Raw genomic sequence first — 25,632 nt, 5'->3', positions numbered from 1 at the left:
ACAGTAGCAATATTTTATTTTATTATTGCTTAGAAATGGCATTAAAAGTGATTTTTAACCCCTCTAATTAAGAATATCACATAATAACTATTATTTTTTGCGAATGCTGAAACACAGCTTTTTAGTTATCATGTAGAGGACATGTAGAGTTATTTGAATAGTTTGTAAAGGCTATAACTCTAAAATATAATCGGTCAAATTAACGTCTCGATCTAAGTCCATCTTTTTTCGCAAACGATATCGTTTAATTTCTACACTCTTCACCGAAATATTTAATAGAGGAGCAATCTCTTTAGAAGACAAATTAAGCCTTAAATAAGCGCATAGCTTTAAATCGTTAGAAGTTAGATCTGGATGAATTGCCTTAACCTTTTTGAAGAAATCTTTATCGGCATTGTTAAAGGCCTTTTTAAAGAAATTCCAGTTATCCTTTTCACTAATATCCTTATCGATAGTTTTGATAACGGCTTTGGCTTTAGTCGATTCTGATAATTTTAATATTTCCTTTATACTAATAAGAAATTCATTCTTTTTAATTAAACTCATAGCAGAAGCCGCCAACTCCCGGTTCTTACCGGCCATATCTTTTTCCAGCTGTTCATTTTGAAGCTTTATAATCTTTTGTTCTGCCTCCATGTTTTGCAGTCGTAAGTCTCTTTCTCGTTCTTCCCCAAGTTTTTGATGATGTTTCTTATATAACCTATGTATAATTAACATTATAAGAGCCAGCAATACCAGATATACCAGAAAAGCCCAATAGCTTAAATAAAATGGCCTATTAATTATAAAGGAATAGGAAGCTGCTGAAGAAAGTTCCTTTCCAATCATATTTCTTATTTCAAAAGTATAGCTACCATAAGACAGGTTCTTAAAACTAGCTTCAGGGATTTCGCTCCAAGAAGTCCATTTATCGCTAAGCCCAATTAACCGATAACTATATAAAGGAGTAATAAACTTCTTATATACTGGCGTACTAAAACTGAACGAGAAATTATTCTCTTTATAGTGAAATTTAGGGGGTTGGGTAAGGCTAACCAACTTTGAATCTTCATCAATTTTAAAATTCCTTATCTCATCTATTCTTATGGAATAGGCACTATTTTGATTAGAAGGCTTATGGAGCTTAAGAAAACCGTTTGCTATACCCAGCAGATATTCGCCCTTATCAAGTTTGGAAATGTTTTCATAGCCTGATGGAATTGTGCGCCAGTCTTTGGGCAAGTACAGGTTATTTAAGACATATGATGAATTTAAAGGCTCTTTTGTAATATTAAAAATAGAATTGTTGGCAAAACCCCAGATCTTATAATCATTTTCATTTATGATCTTTCCACTAATTCTATTGACATCCTTCAAGAGCATTGCCAACCTACTATTTTCCTGAAATGAATCGGATACGCTATTGTACTGTAACAACACATTTTTACTTGCATAATACAAGGTGTCATTAAAGGTAAAGATGCTGGAAGTAATCCCGGAAATATGATTTAACGGATAGTTCTTGATAGAAAGTATATTTTGAAAGGAATCATCCAATTCAATTCGATAAATACCTTTATGCTCATTCCCTATCCAAAACTCATTATTGAATTTGGAAATGATGAACTTTGAAGAATGAGGAAAGTCTTTAAGCATTGGAAGCACCTCAAAACCAGCCTTGGTTCGCTTTAAAAAGCTAACTCCATTATAGTGCCCTTGAACATATATTTCTGAATTTCCCTCAACCTTTTTAATTATCCAAGTCCCAGATCTGTCAGCAATCTTAGTAGCTTTAACCCCTTCTACAAGAAAAGTTCCGTAATTATGACCACAAAGTAGGCTTCCATCCAATTCCTGAATATTCCATACCTGGCCATTCGTTCCTGCAACTAGTTCAAAATTATTATTCCCTTTTTTTCTATAATATAAACCTTGATTTGTACCCAAATAGAGGTATTCTTTACTTTGATAAGAACAATATACGGAGCCAATTTTGCCATTACTGTCTTCGTAAATAGAAAAAGGAGAATCTAGATTTATAAGGCTTAACCCATTATCAAGCCCCGCCCAAACATTATTGCTATTATCTTGAAACAGACTTAAAATGGTATTATTTTGAAGTCCATTTTGCTGATTAAAATGATTAAGAATGATCCCGTTTTGATCTATCTGGTAAATACCATCTGAAACCGTTCCTAATATCATATTCCCATTTTCCAGATGAAGGCTAGAGAAAATACTTTTCCCCTTCAAGCTATTAGTGAGCTCTATATATTCCCTTGTTAACTGTTCTCCATTCCAGCTATAAAAATTACCATCCTGAGTTACTAGTTTTAATTCAGCATTTCTTCGCTGCAAAGAGAGCAGTTCGATATTCTCTAAAAATTTATGAGGAATAACCAGTTTTGGCTGTGCGTTTTCTATCGTGAATAAACCTTCAGAAGCTACCTGAAAATAGATTTTTTGCTCCTCTTTGAAAAGATTAATAATTGGGTTATTAGTGGAAAGCTGAGCAATACTAATACTATTAGCTCCTTCATCATAGATATACAGGCCTTCAAAACTTTGAAAAATCACATAATCACTTAAAGTTTCAATATGCCAAAACTGCTCCCCATCTTCTAATTTATTAGGAAACTGGGATAATAAACTGGTGTAATTTAAAACTCCTAAATCATCCTTTTTCCAATATCCTACTTCCATATACGCCCCTGTATAGATACGTTCTCCCGAAACCTTTACCGATCTCACTACTGTGTTATTAGGTACCGCATATAAAGACCATTTCTCACCGGTATACTCAAGTAGTCCACTTCCATTGGCAATGTAAATATCTTTGTCTACTCCTTGAGCAATCATCCAGTTTTGATTGCCTGCCGCATATTGAGTAGCATTAAAATTAACTACTGGTGGCATATCTTGGCTATAGCCTAACAGAGGGATTAATAAAAAAAAGAAAAAGATCAGTTTACTCAAAGACAGGGATTTTAGAATAATTCTTACTATTTGTAATAATACGTATTAATAACAGTTTAACTACAGCTAATTTTTTCACACTGTTATACTTCATTTAAAATGAGCTACTAACCTTTTAAAACTCACTTACTACATTAAATCGCAAATCACCTAAATGTGCTTTTATATTTAACTTATAAAGCGATCCAATTCTTATAGTTTCCTTAAATAGTGGGATGTTCAAATGTTATAGTCAGTTAAAATATATAAAAAATATTTTTTTCTTTTTTAATATTGACGATTGTTAAAAATATTCTTAATCACGTGATTATTAAAATTTTAAGCCAACTCATTCTATAACAACGTCTCAAATATGCAAAATCAAATTACCGATTTTAACTTTAAAGGCTTTTTGAAGCTTTCTACAATTAACATTTTATTGCTTCTTTTTAGTAACAACATCGCTTTTGCTCAGGAAGAAAAAAGCGGGACTGAAAATTCTATTTCCAAAACAGTTTACTTTACCGCCAACACAGGTCTGGAGAACGAAGGAACATCTAATAGTGTACTGAAACAAATTGTAGCTTCCTCAAAAAAAGATAAAGACGCTTCTTTTGTACTCCTTGGAAATTTGACCAGCAATAACGGTTATCCTAAAGAAGGTAAGCAAAGAGACGAAGAAGAAAAATTTATAAAAGAGCATCTTTTTACTCCTCTTAAAGATTTTAACGGATCTATAATTTACACGCCGGGAGTAAATGAGTGGAATAAAGGTGGACATAAGAATATAGACGATCTGGAGTCTTTTTTACAAGATAATAGTAAAGGGAAATTCTGGCCAAATGACGGTTGTGCATTAGAGCACGAAAGCTTGAGCGACAACGTTGAGTTAGTAATGGTAGATTCGCAATGGTTTTTAGAAGATTGGGATGAACACCCTTACATCAATAATAAATGTGATCTTAAAACCAGAGAGCAGTTCTTTGTTGAGTTTGCTGATGAAATAAAAGATAATCAAGGTAAAACGGTGATAGTTGCCATACATCACCCTATTCTAACCAACACCAAATACGGTTTTATCAATAAAATTGGAGGCTTTTCAAAAAACACCTATCAAAATGACCGTCAGAAAGAATTACATTCGAGACTAGAGACCATTGCACGGCAGTTTGATGATGTGATTTTTGTATCGGGAAACGATAGGAACCTTCAATATTTAGATCATCACGAGGTGCCTCAAATTATTAGCGGTGCAACCATTTCTCCACAATCTGCTAAAATTAAGAAAGAAGGGCATTTCGCTTCCAGTAAAATTGGATATGCTAAGCTTGAAGTTTATAAAGATGGAAGCTCAAAAGTATATTTTTATGAAGCCTTAGAAAACAGCTCCAACCTCCTATTCGCTAAAGACATAAAGAGACAACGTACTCGTTTAGATGAAGTTTCCTTCAAACCTAGAAGCAATTATGGAAAAACTGAAATGTCTTCGATATACACTGAAGAAGAAACCGAAAAAAGCGGATTTTACAAATGGATTTGGGGTGATCATTACAGAGAAATTTACAGCAAGAAGATCGCGGCTCCTACCTTGTTCTTAGAAGACCTTCCCGGAAATGTAAAGCCTATTTCTGAAGGAGGAGGGCATCAGTCCAGATCATTACGCCTTATAAATGATAATGAAAATGAATTTACACTTCGAGCTCTTAGAAAAAGCGCCATTCGTTTTATTCAAAATAACGTAAAAGAGCACTATGTAGGAGATATTGTAGAAAATACAATAGCTGAAAGAGTGGTAATGGATTATTATACAACTGCACACCCATATGCTCAATTTGCTACCAACGATTTAATGGAGGCGCTTAATATCTATCATATCAACCCTGAAATATTCTACGTACCCAAGCAAAAAGGACTTGGTATCTATAATGATGAATATGGAGATGAACTTTATATGCTAGAAAAGCACGTGGGAGATGAAAATAAAGAATTTGAAGAATTTGGCAAGCCCGATGATATCTTAAGCACATCCGATTTGTTGGAAGAAATACAGGAATCTAAAGATGCCTATGTAGATGAAGATGAATATATCAAGGCGAGGCTTTTCGATATGCTTGTAGGAGATTGGGACAGGCATCAGGACCAGTGGAGGTGGTCTGAATTTTCAGAAGATGGAAACAAAAAGAAATATGAGCCTATCCCCCGAGATAGGGACCAAGCCTTTTCAAAATATGATGGCCCCATAATAGATCTTTTAAAACTAGGAGTTCCGGCCTTTAGAGCGATGCAATCTTATGGCCCGGAATTGAAGCAATTAAAATGGTTTAACGTTGCCGGTTACCCTCTGGATAACGCGCTAATTAAAACCTCTAAATGGGAAGATTGGAAGAAACAGGTCACATTTATTCAGGAAAATTTAACCGATGAGAAAATAGATGCTGCATTTGCTAATTTACCCAAAGATGTAAAAGATGAAAGCATCACCCAGATAAAGAAAAACCTGAAGTTACGAAGAGGCAACTTAGAAGAGATCGCCAGGAACTATTATAATTATTTAAGCCGATTTCAAACAGTGATTGGCACCGAAGAGGACGACCAATTCCTTATTACAAGAAAAGATAACGGAATTACAGAAATTTCTATTACAAAAGATGATAAGGTAGTTTTTACAAATGAATATGATGCTAAGAAAACCAAAGAGATCTGGATCTACGGTCTTGATGGCGATGATGAATTTAAAATTGAAGGAAAGGGTTCTAATCTTATTCAGCTAAAAATCCTGGGGGGAGAAGAAAATGATATTTACGATTTTGAGAACACCCATAATGCCAAACTTTATGATTATAAATCGAAGAAAAATACCATCAAAAATAAAGCGTCTCATAAGTGGTTAGTAGATTCATATGAAATTAATAATTACGACTACACCAAACGTAAATATTCGCAAAACACCATTTTTCCGAGTCTAGGATATAGCTCCGATGCTGGGCTTAAAGCAGGGATCTCAGACACCTATACCACCTATGGTTTGGCAAAGAATCCTTTTACCACACAGCATACACTTGCTGCAAACTACTATTTTGCAACTTCAGGTTTAGAATTGGATTATAAAGGAGAGTTTGCTCATATCTTCTACAACTGGAACTTAGGGATCGATGCTTACTATTCCAGTCCTAATTTCACTCTGAATTATTTTGGAACAGGAAATGACACCCGCTATGATGATGGCGAAGTAGATCTTGATTATAATAGAGTGAACATAGAACAACTTAGGTTCGCTCCATCACTTATATGGAATAACGATAGAGGAAGTAAATTCTATATTAAACCAATAATTGAAGCATTAGAAGTTTCAAATAACGAAGACCGTTTTATCAACGATACTTTTAACGAGGATAATGATGTTTTCGATGAACAACTCTACGGAGGGATCGAAGCAAGTTACCAATACCTTAATAAGGAGCATAATCCCGGATATCCCAATTTAGGGATGCAATTCGATATTACTTCAGGGTATAAAACGAATATAGATGAACATAATAATGAATTTGCCTATGTAAAACCGGCTTTATCAATAGATTACCCCTTGCACCCTAGCGGAGTGGCTGTGCTGGCAACAAAAATTGGAGCCGACTTTATTATAGGTGATAATTACGAGTTTTATCATGCAGCAACTTTAGGAGGAAATAACAGTCTGAGAGCCTATAGAAATGAACGTTTTAATGGAAAATCGGCATTTTATCAAAGTACCGACCTGCGAGTAGGAATCATGAAACTTAAAACCAATTTCATTCCTTTAAGATTAGGACTTACAGCAGGATTCGATTACGGAAGGGTATGGACAGAGAATGATAATTCTGAAAAATGGCATAATGGATATGGAGGTTCTGTATTTGTGAATGGATTCAGTGCCTTTACTGGAAATGTTGGATATTATACCAGCTCGGAAGGAGCTCGAGTGGTATTTACATTTGGATTCAAATTCTAAAAAAAAGGAAAGTATGACTTTTGATTTTGATGCTATAATTATTGGAACAGGGCAGGCGGGCACTCCACTCGCGGCTAGCATGGCTAAAAACGGTCTAAAAGTAGGTATTATTGAAAAGTCACAAGTGGGAGGCACATGTGTAAACAACGGGTGCACCCCTACCAAAGCTTATGTAGCGAATGCTCGAAGAGCTTACATTGCTAAAAACAGCAGCGATATGGGTGTTAAAATTAATGGTGACGTCACTATTGATTTGAAACAAATAAAGCAGCGTAAAGAGGATATTATTAGCGAATCCCGAAGCAGTATTAAAGAAATGCTCGAGAGCAATGAAAATATTACACTTATTAATGGAAAGGCAACGTTTATTGATGGCAATAGTATTGCAGTAAATAACACTACTTATACTGCTGAGAAAATTTACATCAACGTTGGCGGTAGGCCAAGAATTCCTGAAGGCTTTAATGGGGTCGATTATCTTACAAACGAGACCATCTTGCAACTTGAAGAAATCCCGGAACATTTAATAGTTGTGGGAGGAGGTTATATAGGATTGGAATTTGGACAGATGTTTCGCCGCTTTGGCAGTAAGATTACTATTTTAGACAGAGGCAGTAAACTGCTGAAACATGAAGATGACGACATGGCCCAGGAAATTGCCAATATCTTTAAAAAGGAACAAATTCATATTAGACTGAATTCAAAATGTATCAGCGCTAAGAAATCTGGAAAAGGAATTGAAGTTAATGTAGACTGTGCCGAAGGTAGCCCTTCCATCACAGGATCACATTTATTATTAGCCACGGGACGCATCCCAAATACTTCGGACTTAGGTTTAGATAAAATTGGTGTTGATACCGATGAGCGAGGATATATAAAAGTGAACAACAGCCTACAAACCACTTTAGATAATATCTGGGCATTGGGAGATTGTAATGGACAGGGTGGCTTTACCCACACCTCTTATAACGATTTTCAAATAGTGAATTCCCATTTATTTGAGGAGAAGAAAAGATTTTTGTCGGATAGGATATTGTGTTATGCAGCATTTATCGACCCGCCAATTGCCAGAGTAGGCTTAAATGAAGAAGATATTCGCCGGAAAGGAATTAAAGCGAAGCTTGCAAAAAAACCTATGTCAGAAATTGCAAGAGCGAAGGAAAAAGGTGAAACACAGGGTCTTTTAAAGATCTTTGTTGAAGAAGAGACAAATAAATTTTTAGGTGCAAGTTTTTTAGGAACAGGTGCCGATGAATATGTGCACACTATTATAGATATGATGTATGCCGGAGCTTCCTATACCGCTCTTAGAGATGCAGTGCATATACACCCTACTGTTAGCGAACTAATTCCAACTATGCTGGAAAAACTTGAAAGTATAAAATAATACTTTTCAGAATAGCTACGCTGGGCTTATAACATTAGTAAATCTTTGGCTATCCGTTTTATAGTTTTACCCTCCAAACGAGGCTCCATTTCGGTAGGGGATAAAAACTTTCCCGGCCTACTCACAAAACCTGCCTGTAAACCTGCTCGCATTGCTCCTGCTACATCCCAATCATGAGCAGCAATAAGCATTGCCTCTTCAGGCTTGCAATGAAATTTAGTTAATACATATTGATAAGTTTCAGGATGAGGTTTGAATTTTTGGATACTTTCAACGCTCAATACCTCATCAAACAAATAATGTATCTCGGCAAATTTAAGCTGCTCTTTAAGTGTTTTTAGACCGCCATTTGAAAAAGCCACCAATTTGTATTCGCATTGCCTAAGTATTTGCAATCCTTCTACAACATCAATATGTGCAGGTAAACGCGTAATCTTTTCCAAGACATGTTCACAATCTGCATCACTTACTTGTTTGTTATATTTTAAACCCATCTTTCGCAAAGTAGCTTTTCCTATTTCTCCGAAATCTCGATAATTTCCAGTTATAGTTTCTACCAAAGAATAATGCAGTAAACCGGAAAACCAAAGATCGAAGGCTCCCGGATCTTCGAGCAATTTATTCACCGCCTGTTTAAGAGGGAAAAGATCTAAAAGAGTTTCGTTTACATCGAAAATAAGCAACTTAGGCTTTGGTAACATATTGGGCTATTTAAATATCGCTTCAATTTACGAATAAGAAATAGCTTGAAATTCACCTACTCTTCATTTAAAAGAAGTTTAACTCTGGCTTAATAATGGGGATGGATTAAAATTCGGTAGAATCAAAGTGAACCAATTCGGTTTCTAATATCTTCTCATAGGTTTTTTCTCCTACTCCCTTAATTCGTTCTACCAGCAAGTTAGTAGCGGTGGCTCCCATTTTCATTGGATGCTGATCTATATAACTAATAGATGGCCAGTAATACTCTGTATACTCTGCATTTGCATAACCAATAATTTTTATATCGTACGGAATTTTCAAATTGGATTCCTGAACTACTCTGGAAGCAAGTAACGTACTTATATAATCTAACCCGATAATTGCTTCTATATCTTCCTGTCTCAACAATTCTTTTAAGTCCTTCTTTAAAACTGCATAATCTTCAGAGACCACCACATAGTTATCTTTCATCTCTAAATTTAGATCTTTGCAAGCTGAAAGATATCCTTCAATTCGCTGCTTCCCTAATCCAATTTCTCCAATAGCACATACCAATCCTATTTTTTTGATGTTTTTCGAATATAAAAATGAAACGGCGTTGTAGATACTTCGCATATCATTAACTCCCACTTTGTCCAATTCGATATCAACATTAATCCTGTCAAATAATACTACAGGAATCTCATATTCCTTTAGCCTGTGCAAATGCTCATAGTCTCCCGTTCTTTGAGTTTCTTCAGAAACCGATATCAACAACCCATCTACCATCCCGTTGGAAAGAAGTTCGGTAATTTGCTGCTCTAACTGAAGAGATTCATTTGAGATGTAAGTAATAACCTGAAAACCTAGGCTTCTCACTTCTGTCTCTACTCCTGCCAAAACCTTCGCAAAAAAAGGATTGGAAATATTGGGTACTATTACCGCTATATTACCGGTTCTTTTATGCTTCAGGTTCACCGCCATGGGGTTAGGCTTGTAATTATGAAGTTTTGCTAATTCCTTTACCCTTTGTATGGTCTTGGGACTTATTTCTGAACTATCATTTAGCGATTTTGAAACCGTTGAAACCGATACGTTCAATAGTTTTGCAAGTTCCTTTAGGGTTATTTTAGATCTCATAACGGCTCAAATTAGAGTAAACGTTAAAATTAAAGAAGTTTCTTATATAATCAGCTTTTGAATGTGTTTTTTTAGCTTTTATAATAATTTAGTGCTGATATTAAAGAAAAAGCCGATTCTTGAAATAAGAATCGGCTTTTTAAATTTTCTAAAGTTTAGAAATTATTCCCAATCTTCGTATTCAAATTTTTGACCTCCCACAGAAATTTCTATCATCGCACCTGCTTTAGGCATGGTAACTACGGCAATTCCATCTCTAAATTCAATACTCTTTGCTTTTCCTTCTTCAAGTACAACGGCCGATGCATTTCCGGATAGCTCAAAATTTCCTTTTTTAAATCTTTCCAACTCCGATTTTGTTTGGAAAAAGATAACCTGTCTAAAGGCTTGTCCTCCTATTTGCAATCCAACATCAACCTGTCTAAGCTTAGCAAGGCCAATAACCTCTCCATTTTCATAGACAACTCCATTTCCGGCAGCTCCTCCAACAACATAAGCACCTTTACCAACATTTGGGAAAATAACATATCCCTTTGCATTTGTAAATAATTCGGCAATATTTCCCTTGTTGGCTATAAACTTGGTTTTGGCTTTTTGAGCATCACTCACTAATTCTTTTCGATCCTGCATATCTTCATTAGCATCATCATCGGTTTGAGCTATTAAATTAGTGGTGAACATCACTAACATAAGTGCTATAGCCGGTTTGTAGAAACTTTTCATTGCTTTCATAATAAATAATTTTTAATTGATTTACCACAAAATTAGTCCATAAGCCACTACGATGCTGTTAACCCCTTGTTATTTCACTTTCCATTAGCATTTGCGTTAAAGCTTTAAAAAAATTATGCTGGGTTTATTTAAATTTACTGGGAAATCACTCTCTCCGGGAAATCGGTGATAATACCATTTACTCCCATAGCTTTTACCGCATCTATATCTGCCTGCTCGTTTACGGTCCAGGGAATAACTTTCATGCCAACTCCTTTAATGGAATTTACTTCTTTCTTATTAAGTAGCTTAAAATGCGGACTATATATCTCTGGCTGAAAACTAATCCTCTCCATGTTTTCTTCAAAATTACCGTGGCCCACTAAATAAGCTAATTTCACTTCTGGATAGCTTTTATGCATTTCTTCAAGAATGTTTATATCGAAAGACTGGATATTCATTCTGGAAATAATTGGTGATCCCTTCAGAATATTCATTATCGCTTTCACAAATTCTTTTGGTTGTGGCTGAGATTTCCCATATTCAGATTCTCCAGATTTTATTTCAATATTATAACCTATTTCATTTAAACGGTTTGAATGCACATAACTCTCGATGCTATCTATCACCTCTGTAAGCAAAGGTTTATAGGTTTTCTTTGTTTGTTGCAGCGGAAATAGTTTGTTTCCCTTACTACCACTATCAAATCTCCTAATGCTATCGTACGTCATAGCATAGAGATTATAATTTAGCTCTTCCGACTTCGCAATAGTATCGCCGGCCGGGGTTAACATGTATAATGAAGACATAAAAGGTTCGTGGCTCACTACAATTTCTCCGTCTTTAGACATAACAACATCCATTTCAACCACATCTACTCCTTTTTCAATAGCGGCTAAAAATCCGGAGATACTGTTCTCGGGGGAATGCCCTCGCTGACCTCGATGTCCCTGAACTTCAATTTTTGAATCTTCAGTAATTATTTGTGTCTCGTTTTGTTCTACATTTTTGCAAGATGCAAGTAAAAGAAGCAGCAAAAACGCATGGTATTTAATTCTTTTCATATGTATTAGATTTAAAAAAGTCCGCTATAAAATCTAAACTTATAACGGACTTAAACAAAAACTCAAATTAATTATCGTGGGTTTTCCAGTTGATAGCTAGTGGTAGCTGTGTATGTTTTCCCAAACATATCGGTAGCCTTAATCTCTATAGTATGTTTCCCTGGTTTCAGTTTAGTCGGAATATTTCCGCGCCATAAATGTGTACTGTTTATAGGATTAGAAGAACGTCTTCCCGGCATTAATTGTTCGGCAAGATCCCATTCATAAACAAGAATTTCATAAGAAGGGTCTTTGGTGGCTGTATATTCCATAGATTTCCAATCTCCTCCATCTATTCTATATAATACCTCATCATCTTCTTTTCCCATAAAGAAATTCACAAATATCCCTGCCTGTGTATTCCTTCCCGTTGCCACTACCTTGGGAGCAAAAATTTTCATTTGAAAATCCTTTTCCTTGCCCGCAACCTTATAATCGGTTTGATACTTATTCCCATCAAAATGAATAAAAGCGTAGCCTTTTGGAGTACCATCTCGCATTACAGAAATGGGTATGCCCTGCTCATCAAGCTTTCCTGAATACCAATCGCCCGAGGTAGTTCCTACGTTATATTCATGATGTTGTACATCTCTAATGAAGCCATCTTGCTCTCCGAAGAAATCCTGACGCTGAATATGCGTGTGGGCCGATAAGGACAAAGTATGCGGAAATTCACTTAACATGGTAAACAACCGCTGTTTATCTTCATTTTTGAAAGTATCCTCCCCTGTAGGTTCCAGCAAAGGGATATGCCAGGCCAAAACAATCAGTTTATCCTTGTTAACATACTTTAAGTCGTTCTCTATAAAATCTAACTGATCTTTTCTAAAACCTCCCCAATACCCTTTTTCGTCTCTGGGGTCGGGATAAAGAATATCGTCCATTATTATAAAGTGCACTTTCCCGTAATTAAATGAATAATTTGCCGGTCCGAAGTGAGCTTCGTAGGTTTCATCACTCAAATGATCTTGTGGGGCATCAAAATTCATATCATGATTACCCATCACATTATACCACGGAATCCCAACTTTTTGCACGGCTTTTATATAAGGCTCAAAAAGTTCCAGGTTATTGCCTACAAGGTCTCCTAAACTTAATCCGAAAGGAATATTTTTAATTCCGTCAACTTCGGAAATAATCCCCTTCGTAAAATATTCAATTTCCTGAACATTGTATGGCTGTGGGTCTCCAAACACCAAGGCTGTTAACGCTTCTTTTTCTTCAGAAAGAGTTAGCGCAAAATTTACTGATCTTGGCAATTTCCCGGTGGGTTGTACTCCTGAAAATTTAGACTTGGGAGAACCCTCCGGTTTATGGATGTAATAGAACTGCGGAAGGTTATTTTCATTAAGCTTTGTAGCATATCCTTCCGGCTTTATCACAAAAATGATATTATCATTGGTTATGGGAAGTTCATATTTTCCTTTCTTATCTGTTTGTACTACCTGAGTTCCGTTGGAAACCGAAACCTGTGGGATACCCTGTTCTTTTCGGTCTTTTTTTCCGTTAAGGTTGATATCTTCAAAAACATAACCTTTAGCAATATCTTGCCCTAAGATGTTCAAACTAAAGAGTAGTAACCCAATTCCTGTAATTATTTTTTTCATATCTAGTTTTATTGGTCCCACCAAACTTTTGTATTAATATCATCGCTGCCACCAAGCATTTCTACCGCTTTACTATAATTCTCACTATTATTTACCTGAATATCGGAAGGATAATAGAATCTTACAGGCATCTTTTTATCATTAAACATGGCATCAGTTGTAGGGAGCTCGGGAAAACCTGTTCTTCGATATTCAAACCACTGCTGATAATCTACAAAATAAAGCGCGTAGTATTTTTGGAGCATAATTCTTTCAAGGCTGTCATTATAGGCAGCAAGCTCATTTTCAAAATAATTTGCCGAAAATTCAGCTTCTAATTGTTCAAAGGCCGCCTGCACTCCTTTTTCATAATGAGTTTTAGCATCTTCAATAAAACCTCTTTGGGCAAGTTCAGCTTTTATAAATTCAACTTCAGAATAAGGCAATAGTACAATTTTCATAGGATTGGTTACCTGCTCGATATTAAATGTTGAAGCATTGTATTCAAACTGAGATTCAGGCCCATCGTAGGCGCTGGGAATCCCTTTATAGCCAATATTTTCATTGGCCTCATTCTTAGCCAAAGTAGCTATAATCGGCCTTCTTGAGTCTTCAAGTTCATTAAGGTTCTCTACAAAAAAGTCGGCCATTTTCACACTTAATCTAAAATCCTGTGGCCTTCCCCAAGGCGAAACATTGGGGGTTACCCCGGTAACTTTCAAAATGGCAGATTCCTCTGTACTCTCAAATACGGGATACACCTCGGGGTTATTAACCATGGCCGTTAACTGCTGAAAAGCATTGGTTTCAGCTCTCTCTGAAATTCTTAACAACAAACGCATGTGTAAAGAATTGGTGAATTTTTGCCATTTTGAAACATCATTGTGAAAAAGGATATCCTCGGCATACACCATTTTTTCATCTACCTGATATAACTCGTTAGCTCTTTCCAGGTCTTGCAAAAGAATCTCGTAGATAAATTCCTGACTATCGAATGCGGGATAAAAATTTCCCTCTTCTCCAGTTGATGCTTCCATCATTGGCACGGGACCAAATATGTCGGTTAAATTACTGTACACCCATGCATTTAATGTTAGAGCAATGGCAAGGTAATTTTCATCTTCCGCCTTTTCAGCAGCCATGCGCATTTCGCGAATATTATTGGCCCATTTGTAATAATGGTACCAGGAAGAATTTCCAATATTTTGGCTTACATCATACCTGTGCAAACCCCCAGAAACACTTGGAAATGGCAGGGAAACCTGCATTAGATCGAAAGTGATGCTGGCACTTCTATCTGCGTTATGTGCTGCTAACCCGTAAATGATAGGGTTAATAAGCGTTCCCGGACTAATTTGAGCAATGCGGTTAGGGTCTTCGTTGATCTCATCAAAATTGCTGGTACATGCCACAACAGCAACTACAGCGATTATACTTAATAGAAATGATTTTAATTTTCTCATTATAAATTGACTTATAAGTTCAGTTTTAAATTGAATCCGTAGGTAGCCGGAGATGGCATTTGCCCCATCTCTACTCCCGGTAAAATAGTGTCCCCATTTAGGGCGGCAGTCTCAGGATCGTAGATAGGAAAATCGCTCACCGTTGCCAGATTTCTTCCAAATAGTGATAGGCTTAAGCCCTGTATGCCCGTATTACGAAGGGTTTTCTTAGAGAAATCGTATTGTAAACTAATTTCTCTTAACTTCATCCAGGAGGCATCAAAAGAGTTGGATTCTACATTTGCTCTTCTGTAATATCTATTATACCAATCTGGGGTAACAGCTTCAGTAGTGTTAGGAGAATAGGAACCATCTTCATTTATTACCACACCTTCACCTATTATAAAGCCATCTTCACGACCTTCGAAATTAGATCTTAATTTCCCCTGCTGCGTGAGTTTGTGATGTGTTTGTGAATAGATAATTCCACCATACTGCCCGTCTAACATCACATTTACACCTAACTTCCCAATTTTAAAGCTATTATAAAGTCCTACTTTCCAATCGGGGCTGGCGTCTCCTATATACTGTATCTCATCTGGGTAGGCAGGTAAACCTTTATTATCATATACAATCTCTCCTTGGGGAGAACGAACAAATCCATACCCATAAATGGCGGTAGTGGTTCCTCCTACCTTAGCAATTAGGGTAGCGTTTCCTCCGGAGCCTATTTCCTGTTGTCCCTCGATACCATCTGCCAGCTCCATTACTTTATTCCAGTTTCTGGACCAGGTTAAGCTCGAAGTCCAACTGAAATTACTGGATTTTAAGATCTTAGCCTTTAAAGTCAATTCTACACCACGATTACGAACCTCACCTGAATTGAGTACTCCCGAGCTATATCCGGTAGTGATATCTAAGGGCACTGAAATGATCTGGTTCTTGGTTGAAGTTTCATATACTGTGGCATCCAAGCCTATTCTACCATCAAATAATTTAGCTTCGATTCCTGTTTCATAACTCGTGGTTATTTCAGGTTTAAAGTTGGCATTATATAGTGTTAATGGAGTTGTTGCTGAACTTGCAAATTCGTTCTGGCTATAGTATTTACTGGTTTTATATGGGTCGGTATCATTACCTACTTCAGCAAAAGAAAAGCGATATTTTAGATAGTTCACTGCTCCCTGAAGATTCATCATTTCAGAAAGAATGAAACTTGCATTTGCCGAAGGATAGAAAAATGAATTGTTTTCTACGGGTAATGTACTTGACCAGTCATTTCTTCCTGTTATATCAAGGAATATTTGATCTTTAAAAGAAAGTGTAGCCAATCCATATAAGCTGTTTACCTTCTTGTTACGGTCGTAGGTCTTAATTTGCGGATTATTAATGCCATTTGCTAATTTATATACTCCCGGAACCACCAAACCATCAACCGAAGCATCTGTTCTTCTGTACTTATAGTCCATCGCATTTCCTCCTGCCGAAACTGAAAGATCAAGGTCTTTGCTTAAAGTATTTTCATAAGTCAGTAAAAAATCTGAATTCACTTCCTGCTTCCATACATCTTGAGTTTTAAAGAATCCTTGAGCATAGCGGTTAATGCTGTAAGGTCGTCTTTGCTCCCTATCTTGATGATAGGTATTCAATGATGTTCTAAGCATCAAATTTAAATGTGGAGTTAGTTCAACATTGCTATAGATATTTCCAACTATCTGATCGCTGGCTAAGGCATTTGTTGCCTCATAAGCAATTAAATAAGGGTTATCTATATAAGAACTAAATGGTTGAATTTGCTGAATTTGGTCTTGTCCTTCTTGCCAAATAGGACGGTACCAGTCTAGATCGACATTTGGATTTTGAAAGATCATAAAATATGCAATGCTTCCATTATTATACCCTGTACTGGGAAGGTTATCACTTTGACGATTGTTATAGTTGATTACCGAACCAATTTTGATCTTGTCGGATATCTTATAATTTGCATTGATGGATGCCGTAATACGATCATAGCCAGTATTAGGCATGATCCATTCATTTTTTTGATATCCTACCGAAGCTCTCATCGAACCGTTATCGTCTCCGCCTTGCAGGGAAACATTATTATTGGTGGTAACTCCGGTTCTCCAAAAGGCTTTTCTATTGTCTTTGTATCCTCTCCAAAGTTGTCTTTCTACAGACTGACCTTCAACCGTAGGATCGTACTGATAATAATACTGTCCATCGAAGTTAGGCCCCCAGGCGCTACTTGTACTTCCGGTATTATTTCCATCTTCCGAGCTTCCATAGGAATAATAAGGATTTCCCTCATCGTCAAAGTATTTACCGGTTCCTTGACCGTACTCATATTGCCAGTCTGGCCAACGCTGTATATTATCGATGCTAATACTACTGTTATAAGTTATTCCCAATCCGTTGGATTTCTTACCCGATTTAGTAGTAATTATCAAGGCACCATTAGCGGCACGACTCCCATAAAGTGCTGTAGCCCCAGGACCTTTTAATACCGATACACTTTCGATGTCTTCTAAGTTAAGATCGGAAATCCCATTTCCATAATCTACCGGTGAGGAATCTCCAGTGTAGGCTGAGGTTGCACCAGAAGTAGTCATTTCAGTATTAACAGGAACCCCATCTACCACGATAAGGGCATAATTTCCATCCGGGTTCAAAGAATTATTTCCTCTAAGTGTAATTTGCTGAGAATTTAAGGGTCCCGATCCCGCAGAAACAATATTTAATCCGGCCACTTTTCCTTTTAAACCTGAAGACCAGTTGGTAGGCATGGCCTGGGCAAGACTTTCAGAACCTACAGTGGCTTGCGAGAATCCCAATTTTTTTTCCTCTCTTTTAATTCCAAGAGCTGTTACAACTACCTCGCTAAGGGAATTCGTGTTTTCCTTCAAAATAACTTCTAAAAATGTATTGGCAGTAGCTTCAACTTCCTGTGTTTCGAAACCCATAAACGAGATTTCAACGATGGCCGGAGAGGAAGAGACATTCAGTTTAAAATTCCCGTCAAAATCAGTATTTGTGCCATTCGAAGTTCCCTTTTCTACTACTGTCGCGCCTGGTAATGGAAGATTGTAATTATCTAGCACTTTACCACTTATACTAATTTGATCATTCTCTATTACGGTAATGGTATTGTTGATCTTCTTAAACTTGAAATTAGTTTTTTTACTTACGTTTTGTAGAATAGAGGAAAGCTGTAAGTTCTCCCCGCTAAAAGTGAAGGTTTCTTTTGATTTTGAAACTTTTTCATCAAAAACGAATGTGACTTCGGTTTTTGACTCAATTGCTTGAAAAAGTTCAGGAAGAAGGACTTCTTTTACCTGAAGCTCTATTAAAATTTCATTTAGATTCTGATTTTTTGCTTGGGTTTTACTGGTTCCCATAAATATTAGAAAACAACTAAGAATATAAATGTTTCTCTGTTTAAGAAGTTTTCTAAAAAATCGTAGTTTAGTATTCATTACTATTTTGGCTATAGATTAATATTTGTAGTCTTGATTTTTATAGATCCACTGCTGCGGCAACAGCGGTGGATTTTTTTGTTATTCAGCAGCTGGTTTTGTTCTTATAATTATGTGTTTTTGATTGGTAGAATCTATTTGTAGGTTCTTTATTAAGGCAATGCTTTTTAAGATGTTCTTCAGTTTTTCATCTTTAAATTTTCCGGTAATTTTTAAAGTTCTCAGGCTATCCTGCGCAAAGTTGATATGAACATTGTACCAGTTTTCCAGAATCGTGGCGGTGCTCCCTAAACTGGCTTGTTTAAGAATTATCATTTTACGTGTCCATGCATTGAAATCTTCACTATTCTCCTTGCTTACCCTGGCACTAAAATTTCTTGTATACGTTACCTGCTCATTTTTAGTCAGTATAACTTTCTTTTTCGGGTAAGCTTTGGGAGTTACTTCTACTCTTCCGGTGTTCACACTCACTACGGCCCGTTCGCCTTCATAATTTTTTATGTTAAAAGAAGTTCCTAAAACTCTAGTACGAAGACTTGAACTTTCTACTATAAAAGGTTTTTCAGGATTTTTGGCCACCTTAAAGAAGGCTTCCCCTTTAAGTTTAACCAAACGAGCTTCAGTAAAGTCGTGATTATAAGACAACTGACTATTTCCATTAAGCAAAATAACACTTCCATCGTCGAGCTTTATTTCTTTTTTCTCTCCCTTCTCAGCAATAATCGTGGTGACCTTCGATGAAAATAAGTCGGTGAAAAAAGCGAGTGTGATAATTGCCGCAAAAATAGCGGCTATGCCATAGGATCTTTTTACCCACAACCTGTTTCTTGATGGTTTATGAATTCTGTTATTGATTGTATTTAATAGCTTTTCTCTTTTTTCTGAAGAAAGTGGAACGACAAGACTACTATTGGCTTTTTGTACTTTTGATAGAAATATATCCATAGATAGTTTTTCTTGACTACTTGCCTTTTGTCTTCCGTATTTATCAGCTAAATTTTTGAATTCTTCTAATCTCAAAATGTGTCTTTTACCAGTAAGTCACATAAATGACCTACCACACGTAGAGAAAAAAACAAGGTTAATGTTTTGGTAATAGAAAAGGAAGCGGCCTAACGTTCAAGAAACATTGTGGTAATAATGATGGAGATATGGGAAGCATCAATATTGCTTTTAAGGAATTTCAATGCTTTGCTAATATGAGTTTCTACAGTACGAATGGAAAGGTCTAATTTTTCAGCAATTTCCATATTAGAAAGTTGCTCGTACCTGCTTAAAGTAAAAACCTCTCTACATTTAGGAGGAAGTTTATCAATTAGATTTTTTATGTGTCCTTCAAATTCTTGAAATTCCATATTCCTTGAAGCAGCTGAGGAATGGGGAATTTCGAGAATGATCTTTTCATGCAGATCGGTGAATTTAAGATCTCGAATATGATTTGCGATTTTGTATTTTACTGCTCGGAATAAATAACCTTCTAAGTGAAGAATCTCAGTGTTGGAGAGCTTTTCCCATAAACTGATGAAGACCTCCTGTACAATATCCTCACAAATTGGTTCGTCCTGGTAAATTCGATAGGCATAACCATAGAGCCTTTTCCAGTATTTATCAAAAATCGCTTCAAAAGCCAAAGAATTATTGTCCTTAAAAAGACAGTAAAGTTCTGTATCGGTTAATGTAGCAAGTTCTTTTTCCATTTGTTTGCAGGTATAACAAATGAAAACAATCCCGCAACTTAAACCGTTCAATCTTGTTTAAGCTTTGGTTAAGTAATTTTTAAATTTTGGAACCTCAAAAGGGTTACTGCAAAGAAAATTAGGTATTTATATTGAAATAGTACACTAACTTAAAAATTGATTGGCAAGGGGTTATTAAATAATTTCAATTACCTCCTGTAACGGTAGTATAAGTAGAAAATATAATTATGCTTCTTAGAAATGACGATACTCCACATTAAAAAAAATGCGGAGTATCACAAAAATTGATCTATGTTGGCTAATCAATTATATAAGCTGTAATACTTATTTTTTATTCTCAGGTAAAAGTATTAACTCCTGACTTCCCTCGGTATCCAACAATTTTCTTGCAGATTTTTTCATTTTTTGTGCCTTCAAATTATCCAATCGTCTAGAGTAAGTATTAACACTATTAATATCACTTTCTTTAGCATAAACATTCTTTAAGTAACTAAGCCAAAAATTATTAGTTCTTAATGCCACTTCATGCTGTCTTTTTTCCTGAGCGACAAACTTATCAATTTCTAGCGACGTAGGCCCCTCAGCACGCATAGCTTCAATTTCTTGTCGGGTAGCTTCAACCAGCTGTTCAACTCTATCACTTGCACAACTAAAAGAAACGGCCAGCGAATAATATGGTGAAGGTATTTTAACATAGCTAAGACTTACCGATGGACTATAAACTCCACTCTCCTTTTCTCGGAGCCTTTCTAATAATCTAGTTTCTAACGCCGATTTAAGCGCTTTTAATTTTAAGTTATTATCTTTTGAATATTTATACTTATCGTGATAAGAAAGAACTACTACTGCTTTATCTTCTAAACCCCTATATACCTTTTTAACTACTTTACCGGGCAAAGGTTTTAAGCCAATATCTCTAAACGATTCTTTATTATTTTTAGAGGGCAAAGATCCAAGATATTTTTCTAAAAGAGGAAGAAGCTGTTCCGTCTTAAAATTACCTACAAATAAAAATGTGAAGTCTCCAATATCTGCAAATCTCTCCTGATAAAAATTATAAGATTTATCTAAAGAAACTTTTTCAAGACTCTTTAAGGTAGTACTTGCCGCCCAGGCCCCCAAACCATTCATTGCGGTATTTATTGTGTCTTGAAAAACGGACATTGGGTTAGAAGATTTACCCTCAATAGCTACTCTGGTATTTTCCATTACTCTATTAAATGCAACAGTATCTTTTCTGGGGTGGCTGAAATAAAGATAGATCAACTTAAGAGCGGACTCGATATCTTTTTTAGAAGAGAAGCCTTTAATACCTTCCGAATATGTACCAATATATGGACCCACTCCCAAAGATTTTCCTGTAAGAAGTTTGCTAAGTTGGTTAGAATTAAACTTTCCTATTCCCGAAGAAGCTATAATATTATCAGCCATCTTTGCTGATGTTATTTCAGCTTCTTTCGCCAGGGATACCCCTCCCGGACTAAATGCGGTGAACAGAATTTCATCGTTCTTAAAATCTGTGGGTTTCAATACAATACGCACCCCATTAGAAAGTTCCACCTCGGTAGTTTTTATAGATTTATGAACTTTGGACTTTATCACCTTAGCCCCTAGTAATTTATCTTCTATTAGCGGAGCATCTATTATGTCATCTATATATTCAGAAACACTTCTATTTTTATTGTTTACCCAAGCACTAAGAGTCTTTTCACTAGGTAAAGCATCTTTGCTTTCCTCAGGAGCTTGCACCAGAATGATCTGATTTTCTGCAGTAATAAAGCTAGCTCCCATTTCATTTACTTCCTTAAGAGTAATTTTTTCTAAATTATTCTTATAGAAATCATAAGAATAATCCAAACTCATTATAGCCGCTCCGGAGGTAAAATGTTTTAAATATTGCTTAAGGTATCCTGCAGACGATATCTTATCTTTTTCCATTAAGCTCTTCTCTATGGATGTCATAAAGGTTGTTTTCACTCTCTCAAACTCTGTTTCAGTAAAACCAAACTTTAGCATTTTATCAATCTCATTCATAATACCATCTATAGCTTCCTTCAATTCCTCAGGTTTTTTAGCAACTACCTGAATGGAAAAAGCATCCATTTTAACCATACCTCCTTGAAACGGGCCGTAACCAACGCCGGCATCTAAAAATGGAGCATTTCCATTTTTAACCATTTCCTGCACCCTATTAGAGATCATACTACTTGCAGCACTGCGAATTATAGCATTTCTAAAATCGCCTTCTGTTCTCGTAATTGTTTCAGGATGCTTATAAATAATTGAAGCTACCGTGTAAGGGAACTCTGGATCGGTGGCAATTTTAACTAATGGTTCAAGATTATTCGGAATGAGATATTCCTTTAATTCCGGAGAATTACCTTTTTCTGTTAAAGATGAAAAGTTTTTAATTATTAGCTCTTCTACCATCTCTATTTTAAAATCCCCCACAGCAATAACAGCTTGAAGTTCTGGCCGGTAATAATCATTATAATAAGCTTTTAGCGTTTTATGTTCAAAATTATTAATGACAGCTGTTTCCCCAATTGGGAGACGATCCCTATATCTGGAATTTGCAAGCAAAATGGGCATTAATTTCTTACTAAGCCTTTCTGAAACATTTTTTCCTCGTTGTCTTTCTTCTTCTATAATCACCCCTCTTTCATTCTCTATCTCTTCTGCTTCAAAAGAGATATCTCCTGCCCATTCAGAAAGAATTTGAAATGCTGACTCCAAAAGTTTTGGATCATCTGTGGGAATAGGGAGTTGATAAACCGTTTCATCAAATCCGGTATAAGCATTAAGATCAGCACCGAACCTCACTCCAGACTTCTGTAAATAATCTATAAGATCGTTCTTCGGAAAACTTTTTGTACCATTGAATGCCATGTGTTCGGTAAAATGAGCTAAACCTTTTTGAAGGTCATTTTCCTGTAGGGAACCTGCTTTTATAACTAAATTTAACTCTGCCCGTTCTCGTGGCTCTGAATTCTTTCTAATATAATAGGTTATTCCGTTAGGCAATTTCCCAATTTTTACGGCTGTATCTAAAGGGATTCTATTTAAGCTGTTCTCTTCTTGGGAAAAAACACTTATCCCACAAATAAGAAAAAGAAATAGTACAATTATTATTTTTTGCATAATTTTTATTTTGCATTCATTAATACATTCCCATTTACTGATAAACTCAGAAAATAGGTAGCTGGAAAATTTTATTACTGTCTTTTTCGTCGAATTAATATGAACATTCCCAGCCCACCAATAAGCACAGGGAATAATCCTGCATAAATTCCTTTCATTATCTCTATCTCTGAACGAGAAACCAGAATAGTCTTGTCTAAAGCTGCCGGTCTTGCAGTATTAACAGGATATTTCCCATTACTAAACCATCTGAACATCCGTACTACAAAAGAAGAATTGACGGTATTCAAATTGTTCCTTGTCATTTCGCTATTTCCCATGAAATCAGCATCTCCAAATACCATGATTTTTTGGTTCTTTCCATTTACCTGTCTCTCCAGCGCTACGGCTAAAGCAGCGGTATTTTTTTGATCTGTTGCTGGATCAAATTCTATTTTTTGAGTATCCAGATCAAAATCCCCAAGCTTATTCCAAACACTTGTAGGATCTGAAACGAGAATGGGCGAAATATCGAAATCGGTACTATCATTATAAATTATAGCACCAGCTCCTGGAAAACTAACAATGGCTTTTTCATAAAACGACTGTCCAAATTTTGGAGCATAAGATGTAAAATCTCCTTGAATAAGATCGTATTCATAATTTTCAGTTTCCTGAAGCAAAGTCCCTTCTATCAATTTTAGCCCTATTGTTTTAAGAATTGGATTTATAAGCTCCCTTCTGTCAGGCTCCCCTGCAATCATAAGGTTCCCTCCGCTTTTAATAAAATGGGATATTTTATCAATTTGTGCTGGAGAATATTCTTTTTTTGGATCAGCTAGTACTAGTACATCAAGATTTTCAGGGATTTCTTTAGTAGAATTAAGGGGGATATCAACAATATCAAACCCCTGATTTAGCAATGAGCCCCTAACATTTAAACCTTTTGTTATTATCTTATAAGATCCATCTTCCATGGTATTCGTACCACGTTCTCCATTTCCAGAAATAACCCCTACTAGGCCAGGCTTTTCAACTAAACGCTTTAAAGCTGCTGAAATTTCCGCTTCCTTAGGATACACCAACATATCATCAAACATCCTTAATGGAGTACTTTTACCATTATATTCTAGTATACGCACTAATCGATTATCTTCAGGAATAAGATTAATCTTTTCTTTTATTTCAACAGGGCTTAATAAATCATCAAAATTGAATTTATGAGCAGACGCAGCTCTTTTAGCTTTTTCCAATAAAGTTTTAGTTGTATCGTTGTACCTTACCAAGGTGTCGTAATAAGTAACGTACTTCATTTCCATTTCTGGTAAAAATCTTCTGTATTGCTCAAACTGGTTAAGATCTTTTATCCTGTTTTTAGGCGCTCCGTACCCAGCGCTATAATGAACCACATTAACATAAGTGGTAATATTTACCGGCTTATTTAACTTAGTTACAATTTCCTGTGATGTTTCAGTAAGAGTTCTATCTTTAAATCTAGTAGAATCATAATAGACGTTAATTGTTGGTAAGGAAGAAATGTAGCCTATGGCAACAACCATCAATATAAGCGAGGTATAGCGAATGATTTTTACAGGCTTCGTTCTTGATTTTCTTTCATCCTTAAGTTTAAGTATGGCAAGACTAATAAAAAGTCCTATTACAAGTAGGAAATAAATAATATCTTTACTGCTAACTAGACCATTGACAAAATTATCTGCTCTACCCGATATTGACAACCAATAGGTTATATCTCGCACAAAATCATAACTCTGACCCAAATTCCCTACGAAATTAAGAGCGGCTAAAATAGCAAGAGTACTAATTGCCGCTACTACCTGATATGTTGTAAGACTGGACATAAATAAGCCTATAGCCGAATACGCACAAATCAATAGATAAATACCAAATACACCTCCCAATACAAATTTAATATCTAGAGCTTCAATGGAGATTAGTCCTGAAATTATAAAACTTGCCAGAATAAGACATAACAAAAAGGCATATCCCATCATTGATAAAAACTTACCGAATACTATTTGAGAAACACTTACCGGTGAGGACAATAACAATTTAAAACTGCCACTGCTAGTTTCCCGGCTGAACAGCCCCATAGTAAGCAATGGAATATATAGGTATAAATTTCTTTGAACCGTGGCTAGAATACCATCCTCACCGGCAAACAGTACTTTAGAAAGTACATTAAGAGGTCTTCCCAACTGCTGGTTTGTTTCCTGAGAATACAAAAGCTCTGTAAACGTTAGGCCAGTTTGAACGATAAAAATTATAAGTATAAGCCAAGCAATTGGAGAATAAAAAAGAATGCTTAGCTCTAACCGGGCTATTCTAAATATTTTTTTCATTATTAGTTCT

Annotated in this window: 14 protein-coding genes; 2 read left to right on the top strand and 12 right to left on the bottom strand. The window is 35.9% G+C overall.

All coding sequences use genetic code 11. The features are described 5' to 3' along the window. Window positions 1–171 precede the first annotated feature (171 nt). Window positions 172–2,955, bottom strand: a complete 2,784-nt coding sequence (locus tag L1I30_RS03870; RefSeq protein ID WP_236132932.1) for a triple tyrosine motif-containing protein — start codon at window positions 2,953–2,955, stop codon at window positions 172–174. Between the two features lie 352 nt (window positions 2,956–3,307). Here L1I30_RS03870 and L1I30_RS03865 point away from each other — a divergent pair, with 352 nt between their 5' ends. Both L1I30_RS03865 and L1I30_RS03860 read left to right on the top strand, forming a co-directional pair. Continuing rightward, on the top strand, window positions 3,308–6,919 hold the full coding sequence (locus L1I30_RS03865) for a metallophosphatase (RefSeq protein WP_236132931.1): 3,612 nt from the start codon (window positions 3,308–3,310) through the stop codon (window positions 6,917–6,919). A gap of 13 nt (window positions 6,920–6,932) precedes the next feature. Then, window positions 6,933–8,306, top strand: a complete 1,374-nt coding sequence (locus L1I30_RS03860; RefSeq protein WP_236132930.1) for an FAD-containing oxidoreductase — start codon at window positions 6,933–6,935, stop codon at window positions 8,304–8,306. 26 nt (window positions 8,307–8,332) lie between these two features. Here L1I30_RS03860 and L1I30_RS03855 read toward each other — a convergent pair whose 3' ends face one another. The 11 genes from L1I30_RS03855 to L1I30_RS03805 form a co-directional block, all read right to left on the bottom strand. Further along, the gene (locus tag L1I30_RS03855; RefSeq protein ID WP_236132929.1) at window positions 8,333–9,007 is read right to left on the bottom strand and encodes a haloacid dehalogenase type II; all 675 of its coding nucleotides are present in this window, start codon (window positions 9,005–9,007) and stop codon (window positions 8,333–8,335) included. A 106-nt stretch (window positions 9,008–9,113) separates the two neighbouring features. Next, window positions 9,114–10,127, bottom strand: a complete 1,014-nt coding sequence (locus tag L1I30_RS03850) for a LacI family DNA-binding transcriptional regulator (protein WP_236132928.1) — start codon at window positions 10,125–10,127, stop codon at window positions 9,114–9,116. A 162-nt stretch (window positions 10,128–10,289) separates the two neighbouring features. Continuing rightward, complete coding sequence (locus L1I30_RS03845) at window positions 10,290–10,859, bottom strand: lipid-binding SYLF domain-containing protein (protein WP_236132927.1); 570 nt, start codon at window positions 10,857–10,859, stop codon at window positions 10,290–10,292. Between the two features lie 134 nt (window positions 10,860–10,993). After that, entirely contained in the window at window positions 10,994–11,902 is a 909-nt protein-coding gene (locus L1I30_RS03840) for a glycerophosphodiester phosphodiesterase family protein (protein ID WP_236132926.1), read from the bottom strand. Window positions 11,903–11,973: 71 nt separating this feature from the next. Beyond that, entirely contained in the window at window positions 11,974–13,548 is a 1,575-nt protein-coding gene (locus tag L1I30_RS03835; protein WP_236132925.1) for a calcineurin-like phosphoesterase C-terminal domain-containing protein, read from the bottom strand. An 8-nt stretch (window positions 13,549–13,556) separates the two neighbouring features. Next, window positions 13,557–14,990 (bottom strand): SusD/RagB family nutrient-binding outer membrane lipoprotein, encoded by a 1,434-nt coding sequence (locus tag L1I30_RS03830; protein WP_236132924.1) that lies wholly within the window; start codon window positions 14,988–14,990, stop codon window positions 13,557–13,559. An 11-nt stretch (window positions 14,991–15,001) separates the two neighbouring features. Next, window positions 15,002–18,367 carry a SusC/RagA family TonB-linked outer membrane protein gene (locus L1I30_RS03825; protein WP_308444042.1) on the bottom strand — a complete coding sequence of 1,122 codons (3,366 nt, stop codon included), beginning with the start codon at window positions 18,365–18,367 and terminating at the stop codon, window positions 15,002–15,004. Between the two features lie 159 nt (window positions 18,368–18,526). Further along, window positions 18,527–19,465, bottom strand: coding sequence for a FecR family protein (locus tag L1I30_RS03820; RefSeq protein ID WP_236132922.1), 939 nt, complete (start codon window positions 19,463–19,465; stop codon window positions 18,527–18,529). 92 nt (window positions 19,466–19,557) lie between these two features. Continuing rightward, complete coding sequence (locus L1I30_RS03815; RefSeq protein WP_236132921.1) at window positions 19,558–20,142, bottom strand: RNA polymerase sigma-70 factor; 585 nt, start codon at window positions 20,140–20,142, stop codon at window positions 19,558–19,560. A gap of 324 nt (window positions 20,143–20,466) precedes the next feature. Then, a complete protein-coding gene (locus L1I30_RS03810) occupies window positions 20,467–23,283 on the bottom strand; it encodes a M16 family metallopeptidase (protein ID WP_236132920.1) in 2,817 nt (938 codons plus the stop codon). A 74-nt stretch (window positions 23,284–23,357) separates the two neighbouring features. Next, window positions 23,358–25,622: a Gldg family protein gene (locus L1I30_RS03805; protein ID WP_236132919.1), complete on the bottom strand. Its 2,265-nt coding sequence runs from the start codon at window positions 25,620–25,622 to the stop codon at window positions 23,358–23,360. Window positions 25,623–25,632 lie beyond the last annotated feature (10 nt).

This window comes from Gillisia lutea, from assembly GCF_021568705.1.
Taxonomy (GTDB): domain Bacteria; phylum Bacteroidota; class Bacteroidia; order Flavobacteriales; family Flavobacteriaceae; genus Gillisia; species Gillisia lutea.
The sequence above is the reverse complement of the archived record's forward strand: the minus strand, read 5'-3'. Positions and strand labels throughout refer to the sequence as shown.

What these genes read in the sequence shown, in the direction of transcription:
- L1I30_RS03865 (WP_236132931.1), top strand. Translation starts at nt 3,308, where the DNA reads ATGCAAAATCAAATTACCGATTTTAACTTTAAAGGCTTTTTGAAGCTT.
- L1I30_RS03860 (WP_236132930.1), top strand. Translation starts at nt 6,933, where the DNA reads ATGACTTTTGATTTTGATGCTATAATTATTGGAACAGGGCAGGCGGGC.
- L1I30_RS03855 (WP_236132929.1), bottom strand. Translation starts at nt 9,007, where the DNA reads ATGTTACCAAAGCCTAAGTTGCTTATTTTCGATGTAAACGAAACTCTT.
- L1I30_RS03850 (WP_236132928.1), bottom strand. Translation starts at nt 10,127, where the DNA reads ATGAGATCTAAAATAACCCTAAAGGAACTTGCAAAACTATTGAACGTA.
- L1I30_RS03845 (WP_236132927.1), bottom strand. Translation starts at nt 10,859, where the DNA reads ATGAAAGCAATGAAAAGTTTCTACAAACCGGCTATAGCACTTATGTTA.
- L1I30_RS03840 (WP_236132926.1), bottom strand. Translation starts at nt 11,902, where the DNA reads ATGAAAAGAATTAAATACCATGCGTTTTTGCTGCTTCTTTTACTTGCA.
- L1I30_RS03835 (WP_236132925.1), bottom strand. Translation starts at nt 13,548, where the DNA reads ATGAAAAAAATAATTACAGGAATTGGGTTACTACTCTTTAGTTTGAAC.
- L1I30_RS03830 (WP_236132924.1), bottom strand. Translation starts at nt 14,990, where the DNA reads ATGAGAAAATTAAAATCATTTCTATTAAGTATAATCGCTGTAGTTGCT.
- L1I30_RS03825 (WP_308444042.1), bottom strand. Translation starts at nt 18,367, where the DNA reads ATGGGAACCAGTAAAACCCAAGCAAAAAATCAGAATCTAAATGAAATT.
- L1I30_RS03815 (WP_236132921.1), bottom strand. Translation starts at nt 20,142, where the DNA reads ATGGAAAAAGAACTTGCTACATTAACCGATACAGAACTTTACTGTCTT.
- L1I30_RS03810 (WP_236132920.1), bottom strand. Translation starts at nt 23,283, where the DNA reads ATGCAAAAAATAATAATTGTACTATTTCTTTTTCTTATTTGTGGGATA.
- L1I30_RS03805 (WP_236132919.1), bottom strand. Translation starts at nt 25,622, where the DNA reads ATGAAAAAAATATTTAGAATAGCCCGGTTAGAGCTAAGCATTCTTTTT.